Annotated in this window: 8 protein-coding genes; 7 read left to right on the plus strand and 1 reads right to left on the minus strand. The window is 73.7% G+C overall.

What is annotated here, in order from left to right; all coding sequences use genetic code 11:
• The first annotated feature begins 102 nt into the window (after window positions 1-102).
• The 7 genes from FFT09_RS10870 to FFT09_RS10900 all read left to right on the plus strand — a co-directional run bounded on the left by FFT09_RS10870 (window position 103) and on the right by FFT09_RS10900 (window position 10,422).
• Window positions 103-873 (plus strand): DUF5336 domain-containing protein, encoded by a 771-nt coding sequence (locus tag FFT09_RS10870; RefSeq protein WP_138382545.1) that lies wholly within the window; start codon window positions 103-105, stop codon window positions 871-873.
• 105 nt (window positions 874-978) lie between these two features.
• The gene (locus tag FFT09_RS10875) at window positions 979-2,199 is read left to right on the plus strand and encodes a cell division protein PerM (RefSeq protein ID WP_244231297.1); all 1,221 of its coding nucleotides are present in this window, start codon (window positions 979-981) and stop codon (window positions 2,197-2,199) included.
• Between the two features lie 73 nt (window positions 2,200-2,272).
• Window positions 2,273-2,890 (plus strand): phosphoribosylglycinamide formyltransferase, encoded by a 618-nt coding sequence (purN, locus tag FFT09_RS10880; RefSeq protein ID WP_024876244.1) that lies wholly within the window; start codon window positions 2,273-2,275, stop codon window positions 2,888-2,890.
• A complete protein-coding gene (gene purH, locus FFT09_RS10885; protein ID WP_176218315.1) occupies window positions 2,854-4,464 on the plus strand; it encodes a bifunctional phosphoribosylaminoimidazolecarboxamide formyltransferase/IMP cyclohydrolase in 1,611 nt (536 codons plus the stop codon). The genes purN and purH overlap by 37 nt, the downstream gene beginning before the upstream one ends.
• A gap of 208 nt (window positions 4,465-4,672) precedes the next feature.
• Entirely contained in the window at window positions 4,673-5,428 is a 756-nt protein-coding gene (locus tag FFT09_RS10890) for a hypothetical protein (RefSeq protein ID WP_138382546.1), read from the plus strand.
• Complete coding sequence (locus tag FFT09_RS10895; protein ID WP_138382547.1) at window positions 5,425-7,059, plus strand: DNA polymerase Y family protein; 1,635 nt, start codon at window positions 5,425-5,427, stop codon at window positions 7,057-7,059. The genes FFT09_RS10890 and FFT09_RS10895 overlap by 4 nt, the downstream gene beginning before the upstream one ends.
• A gap of 12 nt (window positions 7,060-7,071) precedes the next feature.
• Window positions 7,072-10,422 carry an error-prone DNA polymerase gene (locus tag FFT09_RS10900; protein WP_138382548.1) on the plus strand — a complete coding sequence of 1,117 codons (3,351 nt, stop codon included), beginning with the start codon at window positions 7,072-7,074 and terminating at the stop codon, window positions 10,420-10,422.
• Between the two features lie 19 nt (window positions 10,423-10,441).
• Here FFT09_RS10900 and FFT09_RS10905 read toward each other — a convergent pair whose 3' ends face one another.
• The gene (locus tag FFT09_RS10905) at window positions 10,442-12,910 is read right to left on the minus strand and encodes a TNT domain-containing protein (protein WP_138382549.1); all 2,469 of its coding nucleotides are present in this window, start codon (window positions 12,908-12,910) and stop codon (window positions 10,442-10,444) included.
• Window positions 12,911-12,957: the final 47 nt, after the last annotated feature.

Consider the following 12,957-nt stretch of genomic DNA (forward strand, 5'->3'; position numbering starts at 1 on the left):
GCCGCGGGGCCAGTGCGTCCAATATCCGGCCGGTGCCGAGGTACCCGCGTCGTGCCCCGCACCGCTCTCGCGCTTCGAGCTCGACATGACAGGAGAACACGGATGACCTTCCCGAGCGGCACGCCGGGTGGATTCCCGGGCCAGGGCCCGCAGCAGCCGCAGCAGCCACAGCAGTCGTACGCCGGTCCGGCACCGGCCTCGGGGCGTCCCGCGCCGTCGCTGCCGCAGATCCTCCTGCTGGCCACCGGTGGCCTCGGGGTGCTCAACCTCTTCCTGGCCTTCGCGAACGCCTTCGGCGGTGCGAGCTTCTACGAGCGCAGCCTCGGCTGGATTCCCGCGCTGCTGTTCGTGGCGGGAGCCATCGCGGTGGTCGGGTTCCTGCCCGGGGAGAGCAAGCCGGGGCCGTGGCCCGCCGTGCTGTCGGTGGCCGTCTTCCTGACGTTCCTGTTCACGATGTTCCAGCTGGGTGACTTGGGTGCGGGCGGCGTGCTCGTGCTGATCTTCGGGTTGCTGCAGACGGGCGCCGCGGTCGGGGCGTACCTGTTCGAGGCGGGCATCGTGAAGGCTCCGGCCCCGAAGCCGCAGGCACCGTATGGCCAGCAGCACTACGGCCCGCCCACCGGTGGTTTCGGTCAGCAGCCGCCGCCCTACGGCCAGCAGCACCCCGGGCCGGACTCGGGCGCCAACCCCTCGGCGCAGCCGACGAAGTTCGCCCAGCCCGTCGGGCAGCAGCAGCCGATGCAGCAGCCCACGCAGCAGCCCACGACGTACGCGTCGCAGCAGGGGCAGTTCTTCCAGCAGCCCTCGCAGCAGCAGCCGGAGCAGGGCCAGCAGCAGAACGACCAGAACACTCCCGGTCAGTCCGGGAGCTGACCCGGGCGCGCCCGGGTACTCGCCGGGGTGAGCCCGCTCCCACCCGCTCGGCCGCGGCGGCGTGGCGCCTCCGGCGGAGCGGGAGGGAGTGCGAAGGTGCCCGGCATGGGCAGGTTCACCGCGTCCGGGTTCAGGCCGCTCGTGCGGAGGCATGACGTGGCGCATGCCGGTGGGACGCGGGTCCTGCTGGGTGTGGCGCTCGGTCCGATCGTCACCGGCTACGCGGTCGTGGCGAGCGTGCTGGTGCTGGTGTCGGCACTCGCGCCCGGCGCCGACCTCTCCGTGGGCGGGGTGCTCGCCTCGGCGGCCCCGGTGTGGCTCGCGGCCTACCAGGTGCCGCTGACGGTGGACGGTGCCCCGCTGGGGGTGTTGCCGCTCGTGCCCACGATCGCTGCCTGTGTGCTGGTGTTCCGCACCGCCGCGTCGGCGTCGCGCCGGTTGGCGGCCGAGGAACAGCGCACCGGCGCCGGGTCCGCGCTCTCGCGGGTGGCGGGGGTGGTCGGCGCGGTCGCGGGGGCACACGTGTTGTTCGCCGGGGTGGCCCTCGCCCTGGCCGACGGGGCCGCGGTACGGGCCGGCCTCGTGTCGGCCACGCTCATGCCCGCCGTGCTGGCCGGGTCGGCCGCGGCGCTGGGGGTGATCGTGCCCTCGTCGGCCGGGTTGCTCGACCGGCTCGACCCGCTGGCGGTGCGGGGGGCGCGGGCCGGGCTGTTCGGATTCGGCGGGCTGGTGGTGCTGGGCCTGCTCGCGTTCGTGGTGTCGACCGTGATGTCGTGGTCCACGGTCGGGGACCTGTTCGCGGTGTACTCGCCGGAGCCGGGCAGCGCGGTGGGCCTGCTGCTGCTGTCGGTCGGATACGTGCCCAACGCCGCCGTGCTCGCGTCGAGTGTGCTCACCGGCGGGGGATTCGTGTTCGGTGAGGTGTCGGTGACCGCGTTCTCCATGACCGGCGGCCCGGTTCCGGCCGTGCCGATCCTCGCCGCACTGCCGGACGAGTACGCGGCGTGGTGGCCCGCGTTGCTGGTGTTGCCCGCCGCGGTGGGAGCGGTGGTGGGCTGGTCGTTGCGTTGGGTGGACGACCGGGTCCCGGTGCGGCTGCGGGCGGTGCTCGTGGCCGCGGTGGTCGCCGGGTTCTGTGCCGTCGTGGTGGCGGCGCTGTCGGGGGGCGCGCTCGGCGGTGGCGCGTACGGTCCGGTGTCGGTGCGCGCCGAGGTGTTCTCGCTCGCGGCGTTCGGGTTCGTCGCCGTGCCGGGCGGGCTGGTGGCGTGGCTGGCGGGGACGAGGGCGGGCCGTACCCCTCGGCAAGATCAACAGTCCGGCCTCTAGGGTGGGGTCACCAGGTCCGTTGCCGTGTGCCGCTCGGCGCACAGCTCGGGAGGAGAACCCCCTGCCTACCAGTTTGCGGCTGCCGGTGCCGGCGAGAACCGTCGTCCTCGCCTCCGGTTCCGGGACCCTGTTGCAGGCCGTGCTCGACGCTGCGGGCGAGGAGAGCTACCCCGCCGAGATCGTCGCGGTGGGCACCGACCGGAAGGGCGCGCGGGCGCTGGCCAGGGCGGAACTGGCCGGGGTGCCGTCGTTCACCGTGCGGATGGGTGACCATCCCGACCGCGCGGCGTGGGATAGGGCACTGACCGAGGCCGTCGCCGCCTATCGCCCCGATCTCGTCGTTTCCGCGGGCTTTCTCAAGATTCTCGGGCCGGAGTTCCTGGCCCGCTTTCCCCACCGGGTGATCAACACGCATCCGGCGCTGCTGCCCGCGTTCCCGGGTATCCGTGCCGTGGCCGACGCGCTTGAGCTCGGCGTGAAGATCACCGGGTCCACCGTTCACTTCGTGGACTCGGGTGTGGACACCGGGCCGATCATCGCCCAGGAGGCGGTGGTGGTGGAGCCCGACGACGACGAGGCGATGCTGCACGAGCGGATCAAGGCGGTGGAGCGCAGGCTGCTCGTGGACGTGATCGCGACACTGGGCCGTGCCGGATGCACGGTGGACGGACGGAAGGTGAGGTTCTCGTGAGCGAGACGACCCCGGGACGGCGTCCCGTGCGGCGAGCGCTGGTCGGCGTGTCCGACAAGACCGGGCTGCTGGAACTGGCGACCGGGCTGCACGCGGCCGGAGTGGAGATCGTCTCCACCGGCGGCACGGCGCGGGTCATCGCCGACGCCGGGGTGCCCGTGACGCCCGTCGAGGAGGTCACCGGCTTCCCCGAGTCCCTGGACGGCCGGGTCAAGACGCTGCACCCCCGGGTACATGCCGGGCTGCTCGCCGACACCACGCGGGACGACCACGTGGAGCAGTTGCGCTCGCTCGGGATCGCCCCGTTCGACCTGCTCGTCGTGAACCTCTACCCGTTCGAGCGCGCCGTCGCCTCGGGGGCGGGGCCGGACGAGTGCGTGGAGAACATCGACATCGGTGGTCCGGCGATGGTGCGGGCCGCGGCGAAGAACCACGCGAGCGTCGCCGTGGTGGTGGACCCGGCGCGGTACGACTGGGTGCTGGAGCGCGTGCGGGACGGCGGGTTCGCCGTCGCCGAGCGCAGGCGGCTGGCCGCGGCGGCCTACGCCCACACCGCGGCCTACGACGCGGCGGTGGCGTCGTGGTTCGCCACGGAGTACGCCCCGGCCGACGAGACCGCCGAGGCGGGGTTCCCGGACTTCCTGGGCGCCACGTGGCAGCGGCAGGCGGTGTTGCGCTACGGCGAGAACCCCCACCAGCGGGCCGCGCTGTACCGGGGTGCGCAGCCGGGTGGGCTGGCCTACGCCGAGCAACTGCACGGCAAGGAGATGTCGTACAACAACTACGTCGACACCGACGCGGCGCGCCGGGCGGCGTTCGACTTCACCGAACCCGCCGTGGCGATCATCAAGCACGCCAACCCGTGCGGGATCGCCACCGGCACCGATGTGGCCGAAGCGCACCGCAAGGCACACGCCTGCGACCCCGTGTCGGCCTTCGGCGGGGTCATCGCCGTGAACCGGCCCGTGACCCTGGAGCTGGCGGAGCAGGTGGCGGACGTGTTCACCGAGGTGGTGCTGGCCCCCGACTTCGACGCCGAGGCGCTCGACGTGCTGCGGCGCAAGAAGAACATCCGGCTGCTGACACTGCCGGAGGCGGAGTTCCCCGGCGGGACGGAGCTGCGGCCGGTGTCCGGTGGGGTGCTGGTGCAGACCGCCGACCGCATCGACGCCGAGGGTGACGACCCGGCGAGCTGGACACGCGCCACCGGCGAGGCCGTGGCCGACGACGTGCTGGCCGATCTGGCGTTCGCGTGGCGGGCGATCCGGGCGGTGAAGTCCAACGCGATCCTGCTTGCCCACGACCGGGCGACGGTGGGTGTCGGCATGGGGCAGGTCAACCGCGTCGACGCCGCCCGGCTGGCGGTGAGCAGGGCCGGTGACCGCGCGAAGGGCGCGGTGGCGGCCTCGGACGCGTTCTTCCCGTTCCCCGACGGGTTGCAGGTCCTGCTCGACGCGGGAGTGCGTGCGGTGGTGCAGCCGGGCGGGTCCGTCCGGGACGCCGAGGTGGTGGCCGCGGCGGAGGCCGTGGGCGCCACCGTCTACTTCACCGGAACGCGGCACTTCACCCACTGACAAGGACACCGAGGACACCTCGGACACCGAGGGCCTTCGTCACTCTTTCCGGCCCCCCGGCTTGACACTGCCGGGGGGCCGTCGTTTACTGAGGCTGTCGAACAGGCGTTCGATTGCCGTCTTCCCCGCGGCGTGAGATCAGCACAGTCGTGAGACCCGCACAGGCGTGTGTCCCACAGCCGACGTGTGCCCGAGGGGAGGTGAGCTGATGCCCGAGAGCGTGACCGGAACCGGTGCCGTCGCCCGGCTGGCGGCACTGCCGGGGGTGCGCACCGCCAGCGCGGTGGCCGACGCCGCCGAGCAGGCGAGGGCAGCCGGGCAGGTGTTGCCCGTGTCGCCCGCGCTCACCGAACTGCTTCCGCACGGCGGGTTGCGCAGGGGAACCACTGTCGCGGTGCGGGACTCGACCTCACTGCTGCTCGCCCTGCTCGCCGAGGCGACGGCACGGGGTTCCTGGGCGGCCGTGGTGGGGGCGCCCCGGCTGGGCCTGGTGGCCGCCGGTGAACTCGGGGTGGAACTGGGCAGGCTCGCGCTGGTCCCGCACCCGGGCGCGGAGTTCGCGGCGGCCACCGCCGCTCTGCTCGACGGGTTCGACCTCGTCGCCGTCCGTCTTCCCCCGGGAAGCGAGGCGCTGGCGCGGCGGTTGTCGGCCAGGGCCCGGCACCGTGGCGCCGTGCTGTTGTCCTTCGGGCCGTGGCCGGGTGCGGAGGTGGAGTTGCGGTGCCGCCCGGTGCGGTGGAGTGGTCCCGCCGACGGTCATGGCCACCTCGAAGCCAGAGAGGTCGTGGTGGAGGTCACCGGGCGGGCGGCCCTGGTCAGGCCCGTGCGCAGCACGCTGCTGTTGCCGGGGCCGGAGGGCACGGTCCGGACCGTGCCCGCTGTGCCCACGGTGCCCGCCGTGCCCACTCTGCCCGCCGTGACTGTCGCGCCGCCCGTCGCGGTGGCCGAGGCCGGTGCCGGATGAGCGCCGCACGGCCCCGCCCCGTCCCGCCCGAGCGGCGGTTGGTGGTGTGGTGCCCCGACTGGCCCGTGGTCGCGGCCCGCGCTGCCGCAGGGATGCCGGGCGTCCCCGGGCAGGCCGCAGATACAGCCGATGCAGCCGCGGTGTTCGCGGCGAACCGGGTGGTGGCGTGTTCGCCCGCCGCGAGACGGTCGGGGATCGGGCTGGGAATGCGGCGCAGGGAGGCACAGGCCCGCTGCCCGGAGCTGGCGGTGTTCGCGGAGGACACCGACACCGAGGCCCGGCTGTTCGAATCGGTCGCCTCGGCGGTGGAGGATCTCGTCGTCGGGGTGGAGGTCGTGCGACCCGGTCTGGTGGCCGTGCCCGTGGACCGTGCCACCGCCTACTTCGGCGGCGAGCTGCCGCTGGCCGAGCGGCTCGTGGACCACGTCGCGGCCCGTGCGGGCGTGGAGTGTCAGGTGGGGGTGGCGGACGGGCTGTTCGCCGCGACGCTGGCCGCGTACCGAGGAGCGTTCGTCGGCGCCGGGGCCGGTGCGGAGTTCCTGGCGCCGCTGCCCGTCACCGAGCTGAACCAGCCTGGCGCGGAGCGGTCGGAGCTGGTGGAGCTGCTGCGCCGCCTCGGGCTGCGCACCCTGGGGGCCTTCGCGGCGCTGGCCGAGCGCGACGTGCTCTCGCGGTTCGGGCGTGCCGGTCTGGTGGCTCATCGGCTGGCGCGCGGGCGGGACGAGCGTCCCCCGTTGCGGCGCACCCCGCCGCCGGAGCTGGCACTGACCGAGTCCTTCGACCCTCCGCTGGACCGGGTGGATACGGCGGCCTTCACCGCGCGAACCCTGGCCACGCGATTCCACACCGGGCTCGCGTCGCGCGGGCTGGCCTGCACCCGGCTCGGCATCTACGCCACCACCGAGAACGGGGAGGAGCTGGGCCGGGTGTGGCGCTGCGCCGAGCCGCTCACCGCCGACGGGGTGGCCGACCGCGTGCGCTGGCAGTTCGAGGGCTGGTTGCGGGCCGCGTCGGGCCGCCCCACGGCCGGGGTGGACCGGCTGCGGCTGGTGCCCGAGGAACTCGTGGCGGGCCGGTCGCTGCAACTGGGGTTGTGGCCGGGGGGCGGTTCCGCCGAACACACCCCGGAGTCCGATCGCGCGGCCAGGGCGCTGGTGCACGTCCAGGGGCTGCTGGGACCGGAGGGCGCCGTCACCGCCGTGCTGGACGGTGGCCGGGGTCCGGGCGAGCGGGTGCGTCCGGTGCCGTGGGGCGAGCGGCGCACCCCGGCGGAGGGGCACGACGCCCCGTGGCCGGGCCGGGTGCCCGCACCGTCGCCCGCCACCGTCCACGACCCGCGCGGGCCCGCTCGTGTGGTGACGGACGACGGCACGGCCGTGGAGATCACCGCGCGCAACGAGGTCACCGGGGCTCCCGCGCTGGTGGCCGTCGGGGACGACCCGCCCCGGCGGGTCCTCGGCTGGTCCGGGCCCTGGGTGGTGCAGGCGCGCTGGTGGGCGCCGGAGCACACGGGCGTCCACGCCCGCGTGCAGGTGGTGCTCGAAGGGCGGGACGACGCCGTGGCGGCGTTCCTGCTGCGCTGGGACGCGGAGTGCGACCCGGCGTGGAGTGTCGAGGGAACGTACGACTAGGGACGGCCGATCATGGGATGGAACAACCCGCCGGTGCCGTGGCGGGAACTCGAACGGGCGCTGTCCGGCCGGACGGAACCGTCCGACCTGCTCGGCGACGGCAACGACAGCCCCGCGTGGACGCGGCGGCGGCAGGAGTACGTGCGGCCGGTCGAGCTGGACTCCCAGCGGGGGGCCGACGACGCCGGGGCGGCCCGGCGGGTGCCCTACGCCGAGCTGCACTGTCACTCGAACTTCAGCTTCCTCGACGGCGCGAGCCACCCGGAGGAGCTGGTGGAGGAGGCGGCCCGGCTGGGGCTCGACGCCGTGGCCCTCACCGACCACGACGGTATGTACGGCGTGGCGCGCTTCGCCGAGGCCGCCCGCGAGGTGGGCGTGCGGACGGTGTTCGGCACCGAGCTGAGCCTGGGGCTGTCCGGGCCGCAGAACGGGGTCGCCGATCCCGAGGGGGACCACCTGCTGTTGCTGGCCCGGGGGCAGGACGGGTACGCGAGCCTGTGCCGGGCCGTGACGGCGGGGCAGCTCGCCGGGCACGAGGGGGGCGGCGGCCGGGCGGCCGAGAAGGGCCGTCCGGTGTACGACCTGGACACCGTCGCCGAGGAGGTCGCGGGCCACTGTGCGGTGCTCACCGGATGCCGCAAGGGGGCCGTCCGCCGGGCGCTCGCCGACGGCGGGCCGGACGTGGCGGCCCTGCGGCTGCGGGAACTCGTCGAGCGGTTCGGCCGGGACAACGTCCACGTGGAGCTGATCGACCACGGTCAGCCGGGCGACAGCGTCCGCAACGACGTGCTGGCCGGGCTCGCCGCCGAACTCGGGTTGCCGACGGTGGCCACCAACGTGGTTCACTACGCCACCCCGCAGCGCGGTGCTCTCGCGCAGGCGCTGGCCGCCATCCGTGCCCGCAGGGGACTCGACGAACTGGAGGGCTGGCTGCCCTCCGGCCCCACCGCACACCTGCGGTCGGGCGCGGAGATGGCACGCCGGTTCGCCCGTTACCCGGGCGCGGTGCAGCGGGCGGCCCTGCTGGGCACCGAGTGTGCCTTCGCGCTGCATCTCGTGGCGCCGGACCTGCCGCCGTTCGACGTGCCCGAGGGCCACGACGAGGCGAGCCTGCTGCGGGAGGCCACCTACGCGGGCGCCGCCGAGCACTACGGACCACCGAAGGACAACCCGAGGGCGTACCGGCAGCTCGAACACGAACTCGACGTGATCGAGCGGCTCGGGTTCCCCGGCTACTTCCTCATCGTGTGGGACATCGTGCGGTTCTGCCGCCGCAACGACATCCTCTGCCAGGGGCGGGGATCGGCGGCGAACTCGGCGGTCTGTTACGCGCTGGGCATCACCAAGGTCGATCCGGTGCGGTGGCGGCTGCTGTTCGAGCGGTTCCTCGCGCCCGACCGGGACGGCTACCCGGACATCGACCTCGACATCGAGTCCGACCAGCGCGAGAAGGTGATCCAGTACGTCTACACCAAGCACGGCAGGCTGCGCACCGCCCAGGTCGCCAACGTGATCACCTACCGGGCGCGGTCGGCGGTGCGGGACGCGGCGAGGGCACTCGGGCACTCACCGGGACAGCAGGACGCCTGGAGCAAGCAGATCGACCGCTGGGGGCCGTTGCGCCACGTCCACAACGCCGCCCAGCACGACCTGCCGGAAACCGTGCTGGAACTCGCCGCGTCGCTGGAGGACTTCCCGCGTCACCTGGGCATCCACTCGGGCGGCATGGTGATCTGCGACCGGCCGGTGAGCGAGGTGTGTCCCGTGGAGTGGGCCCGGATGCCGGGCCGCAGCGTGCTCCAGTGGGAGAAGGACGACTGTGCCTCCGTAGGGCTGGTCAAGTTCGACCTGCTCGGGCTGGGGATGCTGTCCGCGCTGCACTACATGGTGGACCTGGTGGCCGAGCACAAGGGTGAGCGCGTCGACCTGAGCAGGCTGGACCTGGAGGACGACGAGGTCTACGCGATGCTGCGCAGGGCCGACGCCATCGGGGTGTTCCAGGTGGAGAGCCGGGCCCAGCTGGCCACCCTGCCCAGGCTGGCGCCGAAGACGTTCTACGACCTGGCCGTGGAGGTGGCGCTGATCCGGCCGGGGCCCATCCAGGGCGGGTCCGTACACCCGTACATCCGCCGCTACACCGGCAGGGAGACCTGGGAACACGACCACCCGCTGCTGGAGAACGCGCTGGGCAAGACGCTGGGGGTGCCGCTGTTCCAGGAACAGCTGATGCAGATCGCCCTCGACGTCGCCGGGTTCACGGCGGCCGAGGCCGACTCGCTGCGCCACGCCATGGGATCGAAGCGGTCGAGCCGGAAGATGGAGCGGCTGCGGCAGCGCTTCCTCGACGGGGCCGCCCGCAACGGGGTGGAGGGCGAGCTGGCCGAACGCATCTTCTGGAAGATGAAGGCGTTCGCGAGCTACGGGTTCCCGGAGAGCCACGCGCTCAGCTTCGCCTACGTGGTGTTCGCCAGCGCGTACTTCAAGCGTTACCATCCCGACGCGTTCCTGGCTGGCCTGCTGCGGGCGCAGCCGATGGGGTTCTACTCTCCGCAGTCGCTGGTCACCGACGCCCGCAGGCACGGGGTGGTGGTGCGGGGCCCCGACGTGAACGCCAGCCTCCCGCACGCCACCCTGGAGCCGGACGGTGACCACGTCGACGGGCACGCCGTGCGGCTGGGCCTGGGGTCGGTGCGCACGCTGGGGGAGGGCCCGGCCGGGGAGCTGGTGGCCGAGCGTGAGCGGGGCGGGCCGTTTCGCGACATGGCCGACGTGGCGCGCCGGGTGCGGTTGACGACGCCGCAGGTGGAGGCGCTGGCCACGGCGGGCGCGTTCCGGTGTTTCGATCTCGACCGGCGCGGGGCGCTGTGGGCGGCGGGAGCGGTGGCGCAGGAGCGGCCCGGGAAACTGGCGGGCACCACTCCCACCGCGTCGGCACCGATGTTGCCGGGCATGGACCGGCTGGAGGTCGCGACGGCCGACGTGTGGGCCACGGGAGTGTCGCCGGACAGCTTCCCCACCGAGTTCGTGCGGGACCGGCTCGACGCGCTCGGCGTGGTGACGGCCGAGCGGTTACAGCACGTCGAGCACGGCAGGCGGGTGCTGGTCGGCGGTGCCGTGACCCACCGGCAGCGGCCCGGCACGGCGGGCGGTATCACGTTTCTCAACCTGGAGGACGAGACCGGCATGGTCAACGTCGTCTGCACGGCCGGGCTGTGGCAGCGCTATCACCGGCTGGCCCGCTCCAGTCCCGCGCTTCTGGTGCGCGGGATCGTGGAGCGGGCCGACGACGTGGTGAGTCTGCGCGCTGACCGGTTGCAGCACCTGCACCTCGGCGTGGCCACGCCGTCGCGGGACTTCCGGTGACGGCGAGGGGGCGTGCCGGTCAGTCCACCGGCGGTTCGCCCGGGTCCAGCTCGATCAGGTCACCGTCGGCGAGCAGGTCCTCGACCGAGGCGGGAAGCAGGTACGCGGCTCCACCGCCGGGCTGGTTGAACCACGGGATCGCGACACCGGCGAGTGCCCGGACGGGACGCTGCACCCGGTACACGTGGTACGAGCGGTTCACCCACTCCGGCACCAGGGAGCGCTCCTCGAACGGGGTGCCCGCCGCGTAGGTGAGGTTGCCGTTCGGGCCGCCGAAGCGGTCCAGCTCGCTGCCCACGGGCAGGTCCCGCATCTCCTTGCCCCGGAACAGCGTGAGCGGTGGCTCGCCCTGCATGGGCTGGATCGGCCACTGCTGGTTGCCCTTGCCGCCCTGCCCGCCGGGCGGGGCGGCGGCGCCGTTGGCTCCCGCGGCGGGCTCCGCCGTGCGGGGCGCCTCCCGCCGCGGTGGGGTCGGTGGAGCCGGCGGTGCGGGTGGGGGCGATCCCGGTGCCACCGGTGCGGGGGCGCTCGGAGGCGGTCCGCCCTGCTGTGGCCTGCGCGGCAGCGGCTCCTCCCGGGAGGGGGCGGGGGGTCGCGGCTGGTCCTGCGGTTCCGGCGGCCTCGCCCCCGTGGCGACGTCGGAGGACAGCGTGGTGGTGACGCGCTGGGGCGGGGCGGGCCGCTCCGGCGGTGGCGCGGGGGTCCGGGGCGGGGTGCCCAGTGCACCGGCGGCACTGCCTTCGGGGCCGGGCGCGGCCGGGTGCGCTCCGGCGCCCTCCGGTGCGAGCAAGACCTTGCCGAGCATGAAAGCCGCCGCGTCCTCGACGTCGCCGAACACGGCGGGGCTGGTCAACTGCTTGTCGTCGTACCAGCCGACCCGCCAGCCCTCGCCGACCTCCTCCAGCGCCCAGCCGTGATCATTGGGCTCTCCGAGGCGGTAGGCGCTGCCGGGCACACCCAGCTCCTCCAGCCGGTCCTGCAGGTCGTCCAGCACCGGCTGGTCGAACACGAGCGGAGCGGCCGAGTACTGGGTCGGCGGACCCTCGTCTTCGACGTCCTCGACGTCCTCGATGTCTCCGCCGCCGGGCTCGCGGTCCTCGTAACCCGCGTAGTCCTCGTACTCGTACTCGTCCTCGTATTCGTGGTCCTCGTAGTCGGGTTCCCGGTACTCGCGGTAGTCCTGCTCCCGCTCCGGGGGAGGCTGCGGCGGGGTGATGGTGGTGGGAGGTCCGTCGTCGAGCATCGCGGCCGGGGTGTAGGTCGTCGCCGCGTCGGCGGGCACGTCGGGCCGCTCGACAGTGTCGTGGCCGTCGTAGTCGTCGTAGCCGGGTTCGCGGTAGGCGGCTTCGGCGCGCTCGTCAGCGGGGCCGGGCTCGTCCGGCGCGACGTGCGGCGGCATCGCGATGCGGGTGCGTTCCGCGTCGCTCTCCTCGACAGGCGCTCCGCCGACGCGCTCGTCGTCGTGGTCCTGCGGAACGGTGGGCAACGGCGCGGCGATGCGTGTCCGTTCGGCGTCGCTCTCGGCGTGCTCCGGCTCGGCGGCGGCCTCCACATGCTCAGCGTGTTCGGCGTGCTCGGCCCCGCCCTGCTCGGTCGCGGGCGACGCCGGGCGCTGCGTGGGTTGTGGAGGTTGTGGAGGTTGCTGTGCCGGTGGCGGTTGCTGCGGAGGTGCGCCACGGGAGACGTGTGCCGCAGCGGCCTGGCGCACCGGGTCGGGCACGTCGGGGATGGCGAAGCCGTTCGCGCGGACGTGCTGCACCAGCTCGGGCTCGGGTGCGACGCCGTACTGCCTCAGGTAGTAGTTCACCGCGGCGGGCCAGATCCAGGTGCCGTCGCTGTGGAAGGCGATGGGCACGGTGCTCTCCGTGCTGTTCGACAGCCGGTCGAGGTCGTACCCACGGCCCGGCACCACGACCGGCGCGCCGTCGAGGTAGTCGAGCAGCCTGTCCTGCTCCTCGACGTCCAGCTCGGGCCGGTTCACCACGGGGCGTCCACCCGCGCCCGCGCCGTCGAACACCCTGGCCATACGGAAGCGCGGCCCGGGACGCTCGGGGCCGAGCCCGGCCATGCGGCGCATCAGCCAGTCGGGCACGTTCTCCTCGTTGCGGGGGAACATGCGCAGCTCGTCGGCGTACGCCTGCGGCGGGGGCGCGAGGTCCCACTGCGGTTCCTCGCGGTCGTACTCCAGATTGTAGCTCGACGGGTGGTCGAGCTGGTAGCGGGCGTTGAACCAGGTCCCCCGCCCCTCCCGGTACATGCCCGTGCGCAACCGGCCGAACAGGCCGGCGATGTCGTGGGTCGCGATCCACTCCTGGGTGGTTCCGTCGGCCGTGGCGACATCGCCGGTCAGTTCGTGGTACCTCCCCACGGCGCGGTACTCGACGGTCACCCGGCGCCAGTCGCGCGGGGCGGCCCGCAGCAAGGCGAGCCCGATCTGCTTGACCAGGGTGTCCTGCTCGGTTGCGTTCAGCTGGGTCGGTAGAGCCACGTCAATATCTTGACCAATGAACGCCGCGGATGCACGACTGATGTGCA

Origin of the sequence: Saccharomonospora piscinae, assembly GCF_005862235.1 — a bacterium.
Taxonomy (GTDB): Bacteria; Actinomycetota; Actinomycetes; order Mycobacteriales; family Pseudonocardiaceae; genus Saccharomonospora; species Saccharomonospora piscinae.